Below are 18911 nucleotides of genomic sequence, written 5' to 3'. Positions count from 1 at the left end.
CCTGTGGGAGTGGGTATGCCCACAAGTGTCCGAGACCCCTGCCCCTGTGGGAGTAGGCATGCCCACAAGTGCTCGAGACGCCGCCCCTGTGGGAGCGGGCTTGCCCGCGAAGAGGGCGGCACAGGCGCTGCATGGGGCTGCTGACCAAGGCATCTACAGGCTGAAACCACCGTCCAGCGGGATGATGTTCCCGGTCATGTAGGCACCGGCGGTACTTGCCAGGCTGATGGCCAGCGCCGCCATTTCCTCCTCGCGGCCCCAGCGTTTCATCGGGATCAGCGCAGTATCGTCGGCCAGTGCCTGTTCGTCGTTGCCGATATGCTGGGTCATCTTGCTCGGGAAACGCCCCGGCGCGATCACGTTGACGTTGATGTGCTGGCCCACCAGTTCGCGGGCCAGGATCCGCGACAGCTGGTGCAGGGCGGCCTTGCTCGGCCCGTAGGCATAGGCCTGTTCGCCGAAGGAGGAGATCCCCGCCACCGAGCCGATATTGATGATGCGCGCCGGGTTCTGCGCCGAGCCGGCCTGGCGCAGCAAGGGCAGGAACTGCTGGATGCAATTGAACACCGATGTCACGTTCAGTTGCATCACCTTTTCCCAGCCCTTCACCGGATAGCTCTCCAGTGGCGCGCCCCAGGTGGTGCCGGCGTTATTGACCAGGATATCCAGGCGGTCGATCAATCCCCCCAGGCGCGTGGCCAGTTCCAGCACGCCGTCTTCGGTGGCGAGGTTGGCGGCCAGGGCATGACAGGTTCCCAGCGCGCCGAGCTCCTCGGCGGTCTGCCGGCAGACCTCGGCATCGCGGGCACAGACATAGACCGTGGCGCCGGCCTCGACATAGGCCCTGGCGATCATCTTGCCGATACCACGGGTACCGCCGGTCACCAGGGCGGTGCGGCCTTGCAGGGAGAAGTAGGGATGCATGGCGAGTCCTGAACACGAAAGGGTGCCGATACCCTAGTCGTCAGGTGCCGAAAACGGAGCCACTATTTTGCGGGGGAATGAACCATCATGCCTGCCCGCGGGGCCGTATGGCCGCCGCAGGCAGTGCTGTCAGCCGCGCACGCGCAGGGTCAGGCCCTTGAGGAAGTTGCGCAGCAACTGGTCGCCACAGGGACGGTAGTTGGTATGGCCGAACTTGCGGAACAGCGCGCTCAGTTCCGGCTTGGACACCGGGAACTCGGCGGCCTTGAGGATCGCGTGCATGTCGTCTTCCTTCAGTTCGAAGGCGACCCGCAGTTTCTTCAGGATGATGTTGTTGGTCACCGGCAATTCCACCGGCAGCGGTGGACGGCTGTCATCCTTGCCACGCTTGAAGATCACCAGGCCGTCGAGGAAGTGCGCCATGACATCGTCTGGGCAGTGCACGAAACCTTCTTCCTCGTCCTTTTTCAGGTAGGTGACGATATCCGCCTTGGCAACTTCGAAACCGGTCAGCTTGATGATCTCGACGACCTTGGCGTCGCTGATATCGAGCATGTAGCGCACGCTGCGCAGTACATCGTTATGAATCATGTGGGCAGTCCTGGGTGATAAACGCCGCGCATCTGGCGCGGCGTTGGAATAATGGGGGGTTAGAACTTTTCCTTGGCCGACAGGTAGCGCCATTGGCCCACCGGTACCTTGCCGATGGAGACGCCGCCGATACGGATGCGGCGGATAGCCACGACCTTGAGCCCGACGGCTTCGCAGAACAGCGCGATCACACCCGGCTGCGGGTTTTTCAGGGCGAAGCGCAGGCGGTTTTCGTTCTGCCAGCTGGCCTTGACCGCCGGCAGTTCCTTGCCCTTGTAGGTCAGGCCGTGGTTCAGCCGGTTGAGGCCGTGGGCGACCATATCGCCGGCGACTTCGACCACATACTCCTGCTCGATCTTGGCGGCATCGGCGGTCAGCTTGCGCAGGATCTTCCAGTCCTGGGTGAATACCACCAGGCCGCTGGCCTTGGCCTGCAGGTCGGCGGCGGCGGTCAGGCGCAGGAAGTGCCCCTTGAGCGGGCGCTTGCCGTAGCGGTGCTCCTCGGACAGGTTGGCGGCGTCGAGCAGTTGCAGGGCGCCGTCCGCGCTCATGCCGGCCGGCTGGTGCAGCAACAGCGTCACCGGCTCCGGCGCGGTGGCCTTGGCTTCGGGGTCCAGCTCGACCTTCTGCCCGTCGACCTTGAACTGCGGCTCGTCGATGACTTCGCCGTCGACCGTGACCCAGCCGCCTTCGATAAACAGCTCGGCCTCCCGACGGGAGCAGCCGACCAGCTCGATAAGGCGTTTGGAAAGGCGAATGGGTTCAGACATGACAGCGGCCGTAGGAAAGGAGGGCAGCCATTGTACCCGCCTGGCGCCGGTTAAGCCCGGCAACATTTGTCGCACTGCGTCGGTAGGGCACAAAACCCCGTAGGAGCCGGCTTGCCGGCGATGGCGCCCGGAAGAACGATGCAAACCTCAGCGTTTCAGGCGCAGATGCAGCAGCGGATACGGTTGCCCCATGCCGTCCTGTTCCGAGCGGCCGATCACTTCGAAGCCCTGCCTGAAATAGAAGCCGATGGCCTGCGGGTTCTGCTCGTTGACGTCCAGTTCGTCGGCATTGAGGTGTTCGATCGCGTACCACAGCAACCGCTTGCCCAGGCCCTGGCCGCGGTTCTGTGGGGCGATGAACAGCATCTCGACCTTGCCCGCGGCCACGCCGGCAAAGCCGGTGATGCGCTGGCGGGCGTCGCGGGTACAGATCAGCATGACGGCGTCCAGGTAGCGGGTCAGCACCAGGTTCTTCAGCAGTTCGATGTAGCTGTCCGGGAGGAAATCATGGGTGGCGCGAACGGACGCTTCCCAGACCGCGGTCAGCTCGGGGTAGTCGCCAGGTTTCGGGGTATGGATGACCGGGTGCTGGTGCATGTCGCCGTTCCTTGTCTGGCGCAGGCCTGGTTATTGAGGCAAACAATAGCCGTAAAAAAGCCCCGCATCTCGTGGAAAGAGCGGGGCTTTTCGATTTTTTTACGACTTACAGGGTTTCTGCCCAGAGGTCGTACTCATCGGCGTCGGTCACCCGGCACCAGACCTTGTCGCCCGGCTTGAGATCGCCTGCACCGTCGATAAAGACGTTGCCGTCGATTTCCGGGGCATCGAAGAAGCAGCGGCCGACAGCACCGTTCTCGTCGACTTCGTCGATCAGCACTTCGATTTCCTTGCCGATGCGCAGTTGCAGGCGCGCCGAGCTGATGGCCTGCTGGTGCGCCATGAAGCGCTCCCAGCGGTCCTGCTTGACGTCATCCGGTACCACTTCGAGGTCCAGGTCATTGGCCGGCGCGCCTTCGACCGGTGAGTACTGGAAGCAGCCGACGCGGTCTAGCTGGGCTTCGGTCAGCCAGTCGAGCAGGTACTGGAAGTCTTCTTCGGTTTCGCCCGGGAAGCCGACGATAAAGGTCGAGCGGATGATCAGCTCAGGACAGATTTCGCGCCAGTTCTTGATCCGCGCCAGGGTCTTGTCTTCGAAGGCCGGGCGTTTCATTGCCTTGAGCACTTTCGGGCTGGCGTGCTGGAACGGGATGTCCAGGTACGGCAGGATCTTGCCGGCGGCCATCAGCGGGATCAACTCGTCGACGTGCGGGTACGGATACACGTAGTGCAGGCGGACCCAGACGCCCAGGCTGCTGAGGGCTGCGCACAGCTCGGTCATGCGCGTCTTGACCGGTGCGCCGTTCCAGAAGCCGGTGCGGTACTTGACGTCCACGCCGTAGGCGCTGGTGTCCTGGGAGATCACCAGCAGTTCCTTGACGCCGGACTTGACCAGGCGCTGGGCTTCGTCGAGCACGTCGCCGACCGGGCGGCTGACCAGCTTGCCACGCATCGACGGGATGATGCAGAAGCTGCAGCTGTGGTTGCAGCCTTCGGAGATCTTCAGGTAGGCGTAGTGGCGCGGGGTCAGCTTGATGCCTTGCGGTGGCACCAGGTCGATCAGCGGGTTGTGGTCTTTGCGCGGCGGCACCACTTCGTGCACCGCGTTGACCACCTGCTCGTACTGCTGCGGTCCGGTCACGGACAGCACGCTCGGGTGCACGTTGCGGATATTGCCTTCTTCCACACCCATGCAACCGGTGACGATGACCTTGCCGTTTTCCTTGATCGCTTCACCGATCACTTCCAGGGATTCGGCCTTGGCGCTGTCGATGAAACCGCAGGTGTTGACCACCACGACATCGGCGTCCTGGTAAGTGGAGACGACGTCATAGCCTTCCATGCGCAGTTGCGTGAGGATGCGCTCGGAGTCGACCAGGGCCTTGGGGCAACCCAGGGATACGAAACCGACCTTCGGGTTGGCCGGCGCGGTGGGGGTGGACATGTCTAACCTCGGTATAGGGATCGCTGCGTTTGGCGGTTTGGGTAAAACCACTCACGACGGACGGGCGCTTGATGCGCCTCTGATCAAAAAGTGCGCAATTCTAGCGATGGGCGACGCACTTGACCAGCTTTATGGAGGGAAATGCGACGAGTGCTGCGCTATGCTTCGCCGCGTCGCGGCTAGGTGTCATTTTTTGTTTCAAATTGCCGACAAAAGATTAATCGTCGGCAACTGTAAGAAAATCAGCGCATGCTGCGCTGGAGCAGCTGTACTGATAAACGCTGCACCTGAAAAGCCGCACCAAAAAAAGAGTAGCGCTTCTTCGAAGAAGCCCGGTCCAAGTTGTAGTAGGGGAGTAATTGATGGGTCAGGCAGTGAGTCAGGCGCAAGCCGGGCACTCGGCGGCAAAGCCGCTGGGCATGCTGGTTGCAGCGGTGGGGGTGGTGTACGGCGATATCGGCACCAGCCCGTTGTACACCCTCAAAGAGGTGTTCTCCGGTGGGTATGGGGTCCAGGTCAACCACGATGGGGTATTCGGGATTCTCGCACTGATTTTCTGGTCGTTGATCTGGGTGGTTTCGATCAAGTACGTGTTGTTCATCCTGCGGGCGGACAACCAGGGCGAAGGCGGGATCATGGCCCTGACCGCGCTGGCACGGCGGGCGGCATCGCCGTATCCGCGGCTGCGCGCGGTGCTGGTGATCCTCGGGTTGATCGGCGCGGCGCTGTTCTACGGTGACAGCATGATCACCCCGGCGATCTCGGTATTGTCGGCGGTGGAGGGCCTGGAGCTGGCTTTTGACGGCCTGGAGCGCTGGGTCGTGCCGCTGTCGCTGGTGGTGCTGGTGGGGCTGTTCCTGATCCAGAAGCACGGTACGGCCAGCATCGGCAAGTTGTTCGGGCCGGTGATGGTCGCCTGGTTCCTGGTCCTCGGGGTCCTTGGCGTGCACGGCATTCTCCAGCATCCGGAAGTGCTCAGCGCATTGAACCCGATGTGGGGCGTGCGGTTCTTTATCGTCCACCCCGGCATGGGCGTGGCAATTCTCGGCGCGGTGGTACTGGCATTGACCGGTGCCGAGGCGCTGTATGCCGACATGGGCCACTTCGGTCGCAAGCCGATCGCCCGTGCCTGGTTCGCGCTGGTGCTGCCGGCACTGGTGCTGAACTACTTCGGCCAGGGTGCCCTGTTGCTGGAGAACCCGGAAGCGGCGCGCAACCCGTTCTACCTGCTGGCGCCGTCCTGGGCACTGGTCCCGCTGGTGGGGCTGTCGACCCTGGCGACGGTGATCGCTTCGCAGGCGGTGATTTCCGGGGCCTTCTCCCTGACCCGCCAGGCGATCCAGCTCGGCTATATCCCGCGCATGTATATCCAGCACACCTCCAGTGCCGAACAGGGGCAGATCTACATCGGTGCGGTGAACTGGACCCTGATGGTCGGCGTGATCCTGCTGGTGCTCGGCTTCGAGTCGTCCAACGCCCTGGCCTCGGCCTACGGGGTGGCGGTGACCGGGACCATGTTGATCACCAGCATCCTGGTGTCGGCGGTGATGTTGCTGCTGTGGAAGTGGTCGCCGATTCTCACGGTGCCGATCCTGGTCGGTTTCCTGCTGGTGGACGGGCTGTTCTTCGCCGCCAACGTGCCGAAGATCGTCCAGGGCGGTGCTTTCCCGGTACTGGCGGGGATTGTCCTGTTTATCCTCATGACCACCTGGAAGCGCGGCAAGGAGCTGCTGGTGGATCGCCTGGACGAGGGTGGCCTGCCGCTGCCGATCTTTATCGGCAGTATCCGTGTGCAGCCGCCGCATCGCGTACAGGGCACGGCGGTGTTCCTCACCGCCCGTGCGGACGCGGTGCCTCACGCCTTGTTGCACAACCTGCTGCACAACCAGGTGCTGCATGAACAGGTGGTGCTGCTGACGGTGGTCTACGAAGACATTCCGCGGGTGCCGAGTCAGCGACGGTTTGAGGTCGATTCCTACGGCGAAGGCTTCTTCCGGGTGATCCTGCACTTCGGTTTCACCGACGAGCCGGACGTGCCGGAGGCGCTGAAGCTGTGCCACCTCGATGAACTGGATTTCAGTCCGATGCGTACTACCTACTTCCTCAGCCGTGAAACCGTGATCGCGTCGAAGATCGTCGGCATGGCGCGCTGGCGGGAGTCGCTGTTCGCCTTCATGTTGAAGAACGCCAACGGCAACCTGCGCTTCTTCAAGCTGCCGGTGAACCGGGTGATCGAGTTGGGTACCCAGGTCGAGATGTAATCTCACCGTGTCTAGTCCTGAAATAGGTTTACACCTGTTTCAGTCTCAAAACGCCCGATGCACCGCATCGGGCGTTTTGTATTTCAGGGACAGATGTGGCCGTTCCCCGTTGTAGATCAGCACCGACTCATCCACCATTTTCACTGCGTCCGCCAGATTTTTAGGGCGATACAGTAGGAACTCGGTCTTCAAAATGCCGTTTATCCTCTCCGCCAGAGCATTCTGGTAGCAGTCATAGCCGTCGGTCATTGAGCACCTGACGCCATGACTAGCGTGCAAGCGTTGATAAAGCTCAGAGCAGTATTGGGCTCCACGGTCTGAGTGATGGATCAGTGGCAGCGTGCTTCGGCGTTCACCAACGGCCTTTTCCATCGCCTTGATCACCGACTCGGTATGCAAGCTCTCATGCACATGATGGCCTACGATCTTGCGCGAGTAGGCGTCTGTCACCAGGCTCACATAAGCCACGCTTTCCTGTGTCGGCAGGTAGGTTATGTCTGCAACCCAGACCTGCTCTGGCCTATTGGCCACGATCTGCTCCTGACCTGCTTTGAGCAGGTTAGGATGGCGGCGAAAACGGTGATGGCTATCCGTCGTTTTGTGGTAAGCCCGTTTGCGCACAACCAGTTCTCGAGCGTTGCGCAGGATGCTAAACAGGCGGTCTCTGCCGACCCGCACTGATGCGCCAACTTCGACGTTCATCAGGTAATGCAGCTTGCGCGTACCTATCCGGGGCTGGCGGCGGCGCTTTTCAAGAACAAAGTCCATGACTTCTTGATCTTGACGAGCCCTCTCGTCAAAAGCCCGATTGCGTTGGTAATACGCTTGGCGCGAAATGCTCATAAACAGGCAAGCCCTCGTGATGCTCAGGCCTTGGATTTGCCCTTGCGAGAGGACTTGCCGGGTCGCTTTTTTACGACGGAAACACCGTAGTCATTCTTCAGAACATTCGCGACGGCTTCGAAGAATTGCGCTTTCTGATTGCTTAGCGCCAGCTGTTCTTCGAGCTCTTTGATCCGCTGCTCGGGGGTCAGCGGGAGGGTTGGCTCGGTCATGGACCTGCTCCTCGGCTCTCGAATTGAGGCGCCTTGACTCCAGTCCTGCCGGCCGTGCTTGCGTAGCCAGACCAGTACCGTGGACCGGCCCTGAATGCCATAGCGCCGTTGAGCCTCTTTATAACTCAACTCGCCCTTTTCGACCTGGTCTACGACCGATAATTTAAAGGCTAGCATGTAGTCACGCTGGCTCCGCCTTTTGCCCGAATCCATTGACTCCTCCTGAAGATAGGTCAGAAGGCGTAAACCTTATTCAGGACGGGACACCGAGCAGAAAAAAGCCCCCGTTGCCTTGCGGCAGCGGGGGCTTTTTTGTCGGAGTCGCCTTGGCTTATTCGCTCTTGGCCTGGCGCTTGTTGATCGCATCGATCAGGCGTTTGGCCAGCGCCGGGTAGTTTTCGTCGAAGTGGTGACCGCCTGGTAGCTCCAGGGCCTCACCGACGGCGGTCTTGGTGGTGCAGCCGCTTTCGTCGACTTCTTCCTTGCCATAGATGCACAGCACCTTGGCGGGCGGCAACTGGGCCATGTCGGGGCCGGTATCCAGTTCCATGCCGGCCTTGCCCAGCCAGCCATCGACATGAATCTCGAAGCTGCCGCTGCGGGCAAAGGCCAGCAGGATGATCGCGTCGACACGCTGCTGCTCGGCCTCCGGCAGTTTGTTGTAGATCGCCGGCAGCACATCGGCGCCGAAGCTGTAGCCGATCAGGATAAAGCGCTTGATGCCCCACTTCTGACGGTAGTGCTGCATCAGTTCGGTCAGGTCGACGGCGGTCTGTTCCGGGCTCTTGTGCTGCCAGTAGTAGCGCAGGGTGTCGATGCCGACGACCGGATAACCCATCTTCGCCATTTCGCCGGCGGCATCGCGGTCGAGGTCGCGCCAGCCGCCGTCGCCGGAGAGGAACAGGGTCACGGTGTCGGTGGTCTGGCCGGCCGGGACTTCGACCACGGGAATCGCCAGGCCGCCGTTCTCGTTGCCCACCAGCATCTTGCGCAGTTCGTTGTTCAGCACCTGTGGCAGGTGGATATCGTAGTCGCTGATGCTGGTCTCGGCGTTGGCCTGGTCGCGCACGAAGGCCGCGCTCGGATCATCCGGACCGTCGTTCCAGGCCACCAGCCAGTGGCCGTGGGCCGCCGACTTGGGAACCGGCGTGGTGCAACCCGGCTGTTCGAGGGCAAAGCCGACCGAGATGGCCTGGGCTTTGTCATCGGTCTGCGTCGCCAGCCAGTTCCAGGCCAGGGAAGCGCCCGGGCCGATACCGCTGACCAGCGTCGCCGGGCCGCTCAATTGTTGCCGGGCGTTGTCCAGGGCCTGTTGCTGCAGCTCGCAGTCGTCCTTGGGCAGGATCACCTGGACGATCTGCGCCGCGCCGCCACGGCTCAGTGCGGCCAACTGCTTGTCGCTCAGGGCGTCTTCGGCGAGGGTGGCGACGATGACCTGGGCCTTGGGCTTGGTGCCGGGAATCAGGCGGGTCAGGGTCGAGCCATCGGCCTGGCTCAGGTGTTCCAGGGTGGGTTCCGGCGCAGGACGGTTCCAGAACCAGTAGCCGGCGCCCGCGAGCGCGGCCAGGACTAACACTATTACCAGTAAAACCCGCCAGGAGCGTCGAATCATCAGCGTTTCACCAATCCAGTCAAGCCACCCGCGATCAGGGCGGCAGTATCAGCCAGAGCGACCAGCGGATCGAGTCCGGCTGGCACGGCCATGTAACGAGGTTCCCAGTCAGGCTGGAACTTGTCTTTGAAGCGGCGCAGTCCCTGGAAGTTGTAGAGCTGCTCGCCGCGCTGAAACACCATCGAGCCCAGACGCTGGGTCAGGGGAGCGCCGCGCCGGGGTTGCAGGCCGGAGAGCGGCACCATGCCGAGGCTGAAGCGTGCATATCCATGATTTTTATAATGTTGAATCAGGCCGACCATCAGGAACTCCATGGTCAGTTTCGGTGCGTCGGGGTGCGAGCGCATCAGGTCGAGGCTGGCCAGTTCATGGCTGTGGGTCTCGAGCAGGTTGGCGAACGCCACCGGGCGACCTTCGAAATGAATGATCGCCACGCGGAAATGGTTGATGTATTCCGGGCTGAAACGACCCAGGGAGAAGCCTTTCTCGCGGACGTTCTTGCCGGTCAGCCAGGCATCGGAGATCACCTTGAGCTCGTCCAGGGGCGCTTGCCCCGGCTCGTAGATTTCCAGGGACAGGCCGTCGCGACTGCCACGGTTCCAGGTGTAGCGCAGGTCCTTCATCTCCTTGCCCTTGGATTCAAGGTCAAAGCGGTGCAGGTCGACCCGCGCTTCCTCGCCGAGCTTGATGGCGGTCAGGCCGATATCCATGTAGTACGGCAGGTTCTCGGCACGGACCTGATAGAACACCGGGCGCGCGTGGTGGGTATCGCAGAGGTCGCGGAATTGCCAGATCAGTTCGGCGCGTTGGCGTGCCGGACCGATCGGATCGTATAGCGCGACCAGGCTGCGGCCGCGACGGGCGTACATGAGGAAGGCGGTGTCGGTCGGATGGAACAGGAAGGCCTTGTCGCCGGTCAGGGCCAGGCCGCCGTCGGGCTGGTCGGAAGCCATCAGGATCTTGTGGGCACGCTGCAGTTCTTCGGCATTGGGCTGATGGATCACCGGGCGTTCGGTGCGTAGCAGCCAGGTCAGCGAGACCACCACCAGCAGTACCGCGGCGCCCAGCAACGAGCGCAATCCGCGCGGGGCGTCGCCGTCCAGTGCGAACTGCCACCAGAGTTCATGGCTGTAGGGCACGTCCTGGTAGGCGAACAGCAGCAGCCACACCGAAGCCCCCAGTACGCACAGGCTGGCCACCAGGTAGAGCGGCGAGAACGGCAGCTCGGTCAGGCGGCTCGGGCGGTAGAAGGAGCGCCGGAAAACCCCCAGCAGACAGGCCGTGGCCGTCAGCATGCTGGCTTCTTCCCAGTCGAAGCCCTTGAGCAGCGAGAGCAGGGCGCCCACCAGCAGCAGGATCATGGTCAGCATCCAGGCCGCCGAGAGGCGTCGGCGCAGGCCCTGCGCCAACAGCAGGCACAACACGCCCACCAGGCTGGCACCGAAGTGCGAGGCGTCGATCAGGCGATCCGGCACGAGGAAGTCGATGCCTTCCAGGCGGGTGTCGATTTCCGGGGTGGCACCGGAGAACAGCAGGGCCACGCCGGAAAGGAATACCAGCACCGCGAGGATCGGCGCGGCCAGGCCGGATGCCACGCGCATGCTCTGGCGCGAGGCGATCAGGCGCTGGGCCTCGGTGCTCAGCAGTGTCAGGCAGGCCAGCAGCAACGGCAACAGTACATAGATCAGGCGATACAGCAGCAGTGCCGCTGCGAGCGGGGCAGCGCCCAGTTGATTGGCGAAGGCGGCCAGCAGGATCGCTTCGAACACCCCGACGCCACCGGGCACATGGCTGAGTACGCCTGCGGCCAGGGCCAGCAGGTACACCAGCAGGAATGCACCGAACGGCGGTGCTTCCGGCAGCAGCAGGTACAGCACTGTCGCGGCGGCAGCCACGTCCAGGGCGGTGATGACGAGTTGCAGCAGGGTCAGGCGCGCGCTGGGCAGGCGCAGGGTGCGGCGGCCGACCTTGACCAGCAGGTTGTTCGGGATGGGTTGTTCCGGCAGGCGACGACGATAGATACCCACGGCCAGCAGGGCGAACAGGGCGAGGATCGCCACGGCAATCGCGCCCAGCAGATAGGCGGGCAGGTGCAAGGCTTCGGAAGCGGCCGGCAGGTTGCTCAAGGTAGCCAGTGCCGCGAGCGGCGGCAGCGCGCAACCCAGCGACAGGCTGGCGAACAGCGTCATGCGCGCGACTTCGGCGGCCCCCAGGCCGTTGCGGGCGTAGAGGCGATAGCGTACCGAGCCGCCGGAGAGCAGCGACAGGCCGATGGCATTGCCGATGGCGAAGGCGGTAAAACCACCCAGGGCCAGGGTCTTGGCCGGCAGGTGGACGTCGGCATAACGACTGGCGGACCACTCATAGCCCAGCAGGATGATAAAGCCGATGGCGGTTGCCGCGATGGCCCCCCCCAGGGCCGGCTTGGGCACGCTGAGAATCGAATCGTGCAGCGCATCCAGGTCGAGTTCGATCAACAGATGGCGACAGGCGATCAAGGCAATGGCGAACAACAACAGGGTGACGGCCAGTCCAACGGATTGACGGTACTTGCTCAACAGATCCAGCCAGCGCAAACGGGCGGCTGCAATCGGCTGTGTCGCTGTGACGGTCTCTTGTGGTTCAGACGAGTTGGCGCGCATCAATCACCTCTAGGATTGTGCGCGACAGGATGGGGGTATCCAGCCAAGTTACCAATCCCTATGGACAAAATAATTACAAATATTAACGCGTCTCGCCGTCTTGCGGCGACCCACGCCCCGGGGCTGTTGTAGAGGAAGTTTGTTGCGAATTCAGCATAGCCTGTGCAGGCATTGACTCCGGTTTCCGTCGAGGGTTCGTTCTGCTCCAGCGCCATGTGCTGAACTGCTTTTTCGGCGGATACAAAAAAGGCCACTCTTTCGAGCAGCCTTTTCTGATGTTTGGTTGCGGGAGCCGGATTTGAACCGACGACCTTCGGGTTATGAGCCCGACGAGCTACCAGACTGCTCCATCCCGCGTCTGTGTGGCGGCATTCTACAGTCCAACGCCGGAGTGTCAACCGTTAATGATCCAGAGGGTCAAAATAATGCAAAAACACCCAAGTCTTCCGTTTGGATTGGATAAGTGTCAGACAATCAAGGTTTTTTTCTGATCGGGTGACGAGGGGTAGAGAAGAAACAAGCGGACACAAAAAAAGCCACTCTTTCGAGTAGCCTTTTCTGATGTTTGGTTGCGGGAGCCGGATTTGAACCGACGACCTTCGGGTTATGAGCCCGACGAGCTACCAGACTGCTCCATCCCGCGTCTGTGTGTCGGCATTCTACAGAGAAACGTTGATCTGTCAAACCATAATTTCGGAAAACCTCTTTATTGTTCAATTGCTTAGCCCTTCGAACAGGGTGTTTGAGGGGGCTTGGGGCCATGCCTGGCAAGGTTTTCAGCTCTATCGTGGGTGGTGTTTCGATTGAAAAACTAAATTCATATTGGTTATTTCCCACGACCTTGGAGGAAGAATCAAACTACTGGTGCTATATACAGGTGTCAGTGAGATACTGATGATCCGTGCCGTTTCTGCCTTTTGAATGAACACTGTCTTCCATGACGCAACGCAAAATCATCCACGTCGACTGTGATTGCTTCTACGCCGCCATCGAGATGCGCGACGACCCGAGCCTGGCGAGCAAGCCGTTGGCGGTGGGTGGGGCGGCAGATCGGCGCGGAGTGATCGCCACCTGTAACTACGAGGCGCGGGCATTCGGCGTGCGTTCGGCGATGTCATCGCGGCACGCCTTGAACCTGTGCCCGGACCTGGTGATCGTCAAGCCGCGCATGGATGCCTATAAGGAAGCGTCAAAGGAAATCCAGGCGATCTTTCGCGACTACACCGACCTGATCGAGCCGCTGTCACTGGATGAGGCCTACCTCGATGTGTCCGACAGCCCGCACTTTGCCGGCAGTGCGACACGGATCGCCCAGGATATCCGGCGCCGGGTATCGCGGCAGTTGCATATCACCGTCTCGGCGGGCGTCGCGCCGAACAAGTTCCTGGCGAAGATTGCCAGTGACTGGAAAAAGCCTAACGGGCTGTTCGTGATTACCCCTGATCAGGTGGAAGATTTTGTCGCCGGGCTACCGGTGAGCAAACTGCATGGCGTCGGCAAGGTCACGGCGGACAAGCTCGGGCGCCTGGGTATCGGCGACTGTCTGCAGCTACGTGAGTGGAGCAAGCTGGCCCTGGTACGCGAGTTCGGCAGTTTCGGTGAACGGTTATGGGGGTTGGCGCGGGGTATCGATGAGCGGTTGGTACAGAATGACAGCCGGCGGCAGTCGGTCAGTGTCGAAAATACCTACGATGTCGATTTGCCCGATCTGGAAAGCTGCCTGCAAAAGCTTCCGGAGCTGATGGAAACCCTCGCCGGACGCATGGCGCGGCTGGACAGCAGCTATCGGCCGGGCAAGCCGTTCGTCAAGGTGAAGTTTCATGATTTCACTCAGACCACGCTGGAGCAGGCTGGGGCCGCGCGGGATCTGGAGAGTTATCGACAGTTGCTCAGCCAGGCGTTTGCCCGTGGGGAGAAGCCCGTACGCCTGTTGGGCATCGGGGTGCGCTTGCAGGATTTGCGTGGCGGCCATGAGCAGTTGGAGTTGTTCAGCCGGTAAACAAACTGGCCACGTAACCTTGTAGGAGCCGGGCTTGCCCGCGAAGCTTCTGGCGGTCTTGCGGGCCTCATCGCTGGCAAGCCAGCTCCTACAGGGATCGTGTTCAGCTGGCTCCGGGGTCCGCGACCAGGCGTCCGGCATTCTTGGTCAGCGACTTGAGAAACTCGCGTTGCAACTCGGGATCGTTGCGTGTCAGTTCGATCAGGCTCTGTTCCAGCTCGCTCGCTTCTTCTTCCAGGCCCAGCTCGGACAGGCGCTTGACCCGATGTACCCATTGGCCGACATCGTCGCCCTCCAGGTCGTCATAGATCAGCGCATGGGCCTCCAGCAACTTGCCCCGAAGCTTGCTGCTGATGGACAGGCTCGAATCCGAATGGGCTTCATCCTGGGCGTCCTCGACGCGAATCGTCAGGCTGCTGATGTGATTCAGGTCCTGCTCGGCAAACGGGCTGTCCAGCAGGTTCAGGCGCAACACGCCATGGCGATCTGTGGTCAGCTCATAGGTTTGGCTACCTGCCACCACCTCCACCGGCCGCTCGGCCCATGGCAGGCTCGAATACTCCATGCGTTTGTCGCGCTGGACTTCTTCGATACCGGCCAGGTTCTGCTGCGCGCGCCCGTGGGACTCCACGTTCATGAACGGGTTGAGCCCGTCGATGCCGTAGCTGATCCAGTCGCGGGTCACGCTGGTGGGCAGGGAACCGAGGGCGAACATATTCACCACATTGGCGCCGATACCACCCACCAGCGCCACGGCGCCCAGCGGTATTTCATAGACTTTGCGCCAGGGCTGGTAAGGCGTGTAACGATCATAGCGACGGGTGACATCGAACTCGGTGACTTCGAAGGTCTTCTGCTCGTTGATCCGCACACGACGTTGCGGCAGCTCGAGGATCTTCGGGTCGCCGACATCGATCTGCAGGCTGTGCTCGAGCAGTTTGCGTTCGACGCGTTCCTCGTGCTCGCTGCGCTGTGACATCGGGTTGGCGCAGCCGCCGAGCAGCAGGGCGCCGCACAAGGCGGCGCCCCCGAGGGCTAAGGTACTTCGATTGAACATGAGGTCTCTATCTGGGCTCAGCGACGGATACGGGCCTGGAGGAACGCCAGCACATCGGCGACCGGCAGCGCTTGCGCCTCGGCCTCGGTACGGCTCTTGTATTCCAGGTTGCCTTCGGCCAGGCCGCGGTCGCTGACCACGATCCGGTGAGGGATGCCGATCAGTTCCATGTCCGCGAACTTGATGCCCGGGCTGGTTTTCTTGTCGCGATCGTCCAGCAGTACTTCGAAGCCCGCGGCCGTCAGTTCGGCGTAGAGCTTGTCGGTGGCTTCACGAACCTGTTCGGTTTCGTAGCGTAGCGGCACCAGGGCGATCTGGAACGGGGCGAGGCTGTCGCTCCAGATGATGCCGTTGTCATCGTTGTTCTGCTCGATGGCCGCGGCCACCACGCGGGAAACGCCGATACCGTAGCAGCCCATGGTCAGGGTCACCGGCTTGCCGTTTTCACCCAGGACCTGGCACTTCATCGCTTCGCTGTACTTGGTGCCGAGCTGGAAGATATGCCCGACTTCGATACCGCGCTTGATTTCCAGCGTGCCCTTGCCGTCCGGGCTCGGGTCGCCGGCGACGACGTTGCGCAGGTCGGCAACGGTCGGGACCGGCAGGTCGCGTTCCCAGTTCAGGCCGAAGTAGTGCTTGTCGTCGATGTTCGCGCCGACGCCGAAATCGCTCATCAGCTCGACCGAGCGGTCGATGATGATCGGCAGTGGCAGGTTCAGCGGGCCGAGGGAGCCGGCGCCGGCACCGATGGCGTCACGTAGTTCGGCATCGGAAGCCATGACCAGCGGACTGGCGACGCCAGGCTGGTTGGCGGCCTTGATTTCGTTCAATTCGTGATCGCCACGGATGATCAGGGCGATCAGCTTGCCCTCTTCCTCGGCATGGACGATCAGGGTCTTGACGGTCTTTTCGATCGGCAGGTTGTAGCCTTCGACCAGTTGCGCGATGGTTTTTGCATCGGGCGTGTCGACCAGGCGCAGTGCTTCGCTCGGTGCAGGGCGCGAGGTTTCCCGCGGCACGGCTTCGGCCTTCTCGATGTTCGCCGCGTAGTCGGAGCCGTTACTGAAGGCGATATCGTCTTCGCCGGACTCGGCCAGCACGTGGAACTCGTGGGAGCCGGCACCGCCGATGGAGCCGTTGTCCGCTTCGACCGGACGGAAACGCAGGCCCAGGCGGGTGAAGACGTTGCAGTAGGCCTGGTGCATGCGGTCGTAGGTGGCCTGCAGCGATGCCTGGTCGGCGTGGAAGGAGTAGGCGTCCTTCATGATGAACTCGCGACCGCGCATCAGGCCGAAGCGTGGACGGATCTCGTCACGGAATTTTGTCTGGATCTGGTACAGGTTGATCGGCAACTGCTTGTAGCTGCTCAATTCGTTGCGGCACAGATCGGTGATCACTTCTTCGTGGGTCGGGCCGGCGCAGAAATCGCGGTCATGACGATCCTTCAGGCGCAGCAGCTCGGGGCCGTACTGTTCCCAGCGGCCGGATTCCTGCCACAGTTCGGCTGGCTGGATGCCCGGCATCAGCACTTCCAGGGCACCGGCGGCGTTCATTTCTTCACGCACGATGGCCTCGACCTTGCGCATCACGCGCAGGCCCATCGGCAGCCAGGTGTACAGGCCAGAAGCGAGTTTGCGGATCATCCCGGCGCGCAGCATCAGCTGATGGCTGATCACGACCGCATCGGAAGGCGTTTCTTTCTGTGTGGCGAGCAAATATTGACTGGTGCGCATGGTTGGCCGTTGTCGTTGCTGATGGCTAGAAATGACGGAGCATTGTACGGGCGGGATCCGGCGACGTACAGGCGTGTGGCCGGTCTGACGCGGGGGGAGTCGGGCTCCCCCCTGTATTTACGGGGTTTCCTGCGCGTCTTCGGTGGTCGAAGGCGTATCGCCACCGCGACGAACTTCCTGATACCAGTGCAGCGCGATCAGCACCAGGGTCGGCACGCCCATTATCGCCGTGGCGATAAAGAATTTATGGTAGCCGAACTTCTCGACCATCACCCCCGAATAACCCCCGATCAGCCTTGGCAGCAACAGCATGATCGAACTGAGCAGGGCGTACTGGGTGGCGGAGAATTTCAGGTTGGTCAGGCTCGACAGGTAGGCGACGAAGGCCGAGGTCGCCAGGCCGGAGCTGAAGTTGTCCAGGGATATGGTGACGATCAGCATCTTCAGGTTCGGTCCCATGTCGGCCAGCAACATGAACAGCAGGTTGGTGCCTGCCGAGGCGGCGCCACCGATGAACAGGATCGGCAGGATACCGAAGCGCACGATCAGCAGGCCGCCCATGCCGGCACCCAGCAGGGTCATGATCAGTCCGAAGATCTTGCTGACCCCGGCGATCTGGTCCTTGGTGAAGCCCTGGTCGATGTAGAAGACGTTGGCCATCACCCCCATTACCGTATCCGACATCCGGTAGGTGGCGATCAGCCCGAGCAGCAGCAGGGCTTGCCAGCGGTAGCGGATGATAAAGTCGTTGACTGGCGTGAGAACCGGTGCCAATCCCCGACGTCCCATGCTCGACAGGCAGAGCACGGTCAGGGTGGTGTAGAGGATCGCGCGCAGGAAGGCGCGGTCTTCGAGGAGCAGGTCGAGCAGGCTGACGCCATGGAACAGCACGCTGGCGAAGTCAGTGTTGTAGAGCTGGGTGAACATCGCCGGTACCGAGACCAGCAGGATGATCAGCACGAATACCGAGGCCAGCTGGTGCACGAAACTGTAGCGTCCGGCGGAGAGCTGGGTACGCAACGGCACCGGCGGTTCGCGCATGAGGAAGGTGGTGAGCAGCGCGGGGATCATCAGGACGCCGAACAGCACGTAGGTGCCGGTCCAGGCCGAGTGTTTGTAGCTGAAACCGGTGGAGCCGAAGCCTTCGGCGAAAAACAGCGCGCCGGCGGTCGCCAGCAGGGCCGCGACCCGGTAGCCGGACATATAGCTGGCGGCGAGGGCGGCCTGCTGGCTGTCGTTGGCGATTTCCAGGCGATAGGCGTCGACCGCGATGTCCTGGGTGGCGGAGGCGAAGGCGACGAGCACGGCGATAGCGATCAGCCAGGACAGGTGTTTCTGCGGATCGCAGAAGCCCATGCCGATCAATCCGAGGATAATCAGGGTCTGTGCCAGGACCAGCCAGGAGCGCCGGCGCCCCAGTTTGCCGAGCAGCGGCAGACGCCATTGGTCGAGCAAGGGCGACCAGACCCATTTGAAGGCGTACGCCAGGCCGATCAGGCTGGCATAACCGATGGTTTCGCGGGCCACACCGGCCTCGCGCAGCCACACCGAAAGCGTCGAAAACACCAACATGTAAGGCAGGCCGGCAGCGAAACCGAGCAGCAACAGCACTAATGTCGAGGGGCTGGCATAGGCGGCGAGCGCGGCGCGCCAGGTTTTACGGGGCATGGGCTGGAGTCTGCCTCAGGGTTGACGGAAACAAAGCGCGCACTCTAACCGCTGTGCTCTATCGGACGCCAGCCATGACGCTTGATATCGACACGATTGTTCAGGACGCTGAGCCCCTCGGTGCGCAGCCGGGCGCGTTGTTCGTCGCCGGACGGGCTGCCGACCGGCAGACTGATCCGACCACCGGCACCCAGGACACGGTGCCAGGGCAGGCGGGTATCGGCCGGCAACTGGCTCAAGGTCCGCCCGACCCAGCGGGCGGCACGACCAAGCCCGGCGAGTTCGGCGAGCTGGCCATAAGTGACGACCTTGCCCTCGGGTACCTGCGCCAGGGTCAGGTAAAGGGCCGTACGCCGCATCTGGGCAGGGCTTTCACTGGCTGTTTCTTCGCTCACGGGGCCATTCCTGTGGGAGATCTTTGCCTCTAAAAGTAAGAGATTTCCGCTTATTAAGAGTGATTATTGAACTCGACTCCTGTTTGCCCGGTCAGTCCTTGCTGAGGCGTTATCCAGCGGGATAATGCCGGTTTTTTTCCGCAAACCCGAGCCCTGTGTTGCC

The 18911-nt window shown here is 61.9% G+C and carries 14 protein-coding genes and 2 tRNA genes; 2 read left to right on the top strand and 14 right to left on the bottom strand.

All coding sequences use genetic code 11. The features are described 5' to 3' along the window. Nucleotides 1-153: 153 nt before the first annotated feature. From HX851_RS39285 to rimO, 5 genes are all read right to left on the bottom strand, one after another. On the bottom strand, nt 154-924 hold the full coding sequence (locus HX851_RS39285) for an SDR family oxidoreductase (protein WP_177057714.1): 771 nt from the start codon (nt 922-924) through the stop codon (nt 154-156). A 129-nt stretch (nt 925-1053) separates the two neighbouring features. Then, nucleotides 1054-1515 (bottom strand): YehS family protein, encoded by a 462-nt coding sequence (locus HX851_RS39280; RefSeq protein WP_177057713.1) that lies wholly within the window; start codon nt 1513-1515, stop codon nt 1054-1056. Nucleotides 1516-1574: 59 nt separating this feature from the next. Continuing rightward, complete coding sequence (locus tag HX851_RS39275; protein ID WP_177057712.1) at nt 1575-2285, bottom strand: rRNA pseudouridine synthase; 711 nt, start codon at nt 2283-2285, stop codon at nt 1575-1577. A gap of 147 nt (nt 2286-2432) precedes the next feature. Beyond that, complete coding sequence (locus tag HX851_RS39270; protein WP_177057711.1) at nt 2433-2882, bottom strand: GNAT family N-acetyltransferase; 450 nt, start codon at nt 2880-2882, stop codon at nt 2433-2435. Between the two features lie 106 nt (nt 2883-2988). Further along, nucleotides 2989-4326 carry a 30S ribosomal protein S12 methylthiotransferase RimO gene (gene rimO / locus HX851_RS39265; protein ID WP_177057710.1) on the bottom strand — a complete coding sequence of 446 codons (1338 nt, stop codon included), beginning with the start codon at nt 4324-4326 and terminating at the stop codon, nt 2989-2991. Nucleotides 4327-4688: 362 nt separating this feature from the next. On the opposite strand from rimO, the gene HX851_RS39260 reads away from it, so the two are divergent. Further along, the gene (locus HX851_RS39260; protein WP_177057709.1) at nt 4689-6587 is read left to right on the top strand and encodes a potassium transporter Kup; all 1899 of its coding nucleotides are present in this window, start codon (nt 4689-4691) and stop codon (nt 6585-6587) included. Nucleotides 6588-6632: 45 nt separating this feature from the next. Here the strand turns inward: HX851_RS39260 and HX851_RS39255 are convergent. From HX851_RS39255 to HX851_RS39235, 5 genes are all read right to left on the bottom strand, one after another. Beyond that, a protein-coding gene (locus HX851_RS39255) for an IS3 family transposase (RefSeq protein ID WP_177065277.1) occupies nt 6633-7855 on the bottom strand; the annotation gives its coding sequence in 2 pieces (ribosomal slippage) (nt 6633-7504 and nt 7504-7855; 1224 coding nt in all). Between the two features lie 118 nt (nt 7856-7973). Further along, complete coding sequence (locus HX851_RS39250; RefSeq protein WP_177065278.1) at nt 7974-9254, bottom strand: virulence factor family protein; 1281 nt, start codon at nt 9252-9254, stop codon at nt 7974-7976. Next, nucleotides 9254-11896, bottom strand: coding sequence for a bifunctional lysylphosphatidylglycerol flippase/synthetase MprF (gene mprF / locus HX851_RS39245; protein WP_177057707.1), 2643 nt, complete (start codon nt 11894-11896; stop codon nt 9254-9256). Before mprF ends, HX851_RS39250 begins: the two co-directional genes overlap by 1 nt. A 280-nt stretch (nt 11897-12176) precedes the next feature. Next, nucleotides 12177-12253: transfer RNA gene (locus HX851_RS39240), tRNA-Met, on the bottom strand. Nucleotides 12254-12462: 209 nt separating this feature from the next. Then, nucleotides 12463-12539: transfer RNA gene (locus tag HX851_RS39235), tRNA-Met, on the bottom strand. A 294-nt stretch (nt 12540-12833) separates the two neighbouring features. Between HX851_RS39235 and dinB the strand changes: the two genes are divergently transcribed. Then, the gene (gene dinB / locus HX851_RS39230) at nt 12834-13895 is read left to right on the top strand and encodes a DNA polymerase IV (protein WP_177058923.1); all 1062 of its coding nucleotides are present in this window, start codon (nt 12834-12836) and stop codon (nt 13893-13895) included. Between the two features lie 103 nt (nt 13896-13998). On the opposite strand, the gene HX851_RS39225 is transcribed toward dinB, so the two are convergent. From HX851_RS39225 to HX851_RS39210, 4 genes are all read right to left on the bottom strand, one after another. Beyond that, complete coding sequence (locus HX851_RS39225) at nt 13999-14952, bottom strand: hypothetical protein (protein WP_177065279.1); 954 nt, start codon at nt 14950-14952, stop codon at nt 13999-14001. Nucleotides 14953-14969: 17 nt separating this feature from the next. Next, nucleotides 14970-16685, bottom strand: coding sequence for a proline--tRNA ligase (locus HX851_RS39220; protein WP_177058927.1), 1716 nt, complete (start codon nt 16683-16685; stop codon nt 14970-14972). Nucleotides 16686-16802: 117 nt separating this feature from the next. After that, a complete protein-coding gene (locus HX851_RS39215; RefSeq protein WP_177058929.1) occupies nt 16803-18353 on the bottom strand; it encodes an AmpG family muropeptide MFS transporter in 1551 nt (516 codons plus the stop codon). Between the two features lie 44 nt (nt 18354-18397). Continuing rightward, on the bottom strand, nt 18398-18712 hold the full coding sequence (locus tag HX851_RS39210; RefSeq protein ID WP_218165327.1) for an MGMT family protein: 315 nt from the start codon (nt 18710-18712) through the stop codon (nt 18398-18400). Between the last annotated feature and the right edge of the window lie 199 nt (nt 18713-18911).

Source organism: Pseudomonas gingeri, assembly GCF_013385635.1.
Lineage (GTDB): Bacteria > Pseudomonadota > Gammaproteobacteria > Pseudomonadales > Pseudomonadaceae > Aquipseudomonas > Aquipseudomonas gingeri_A.
This window is presented reverse-complemented; position numbering and strand designations above follow the sequence as displayed.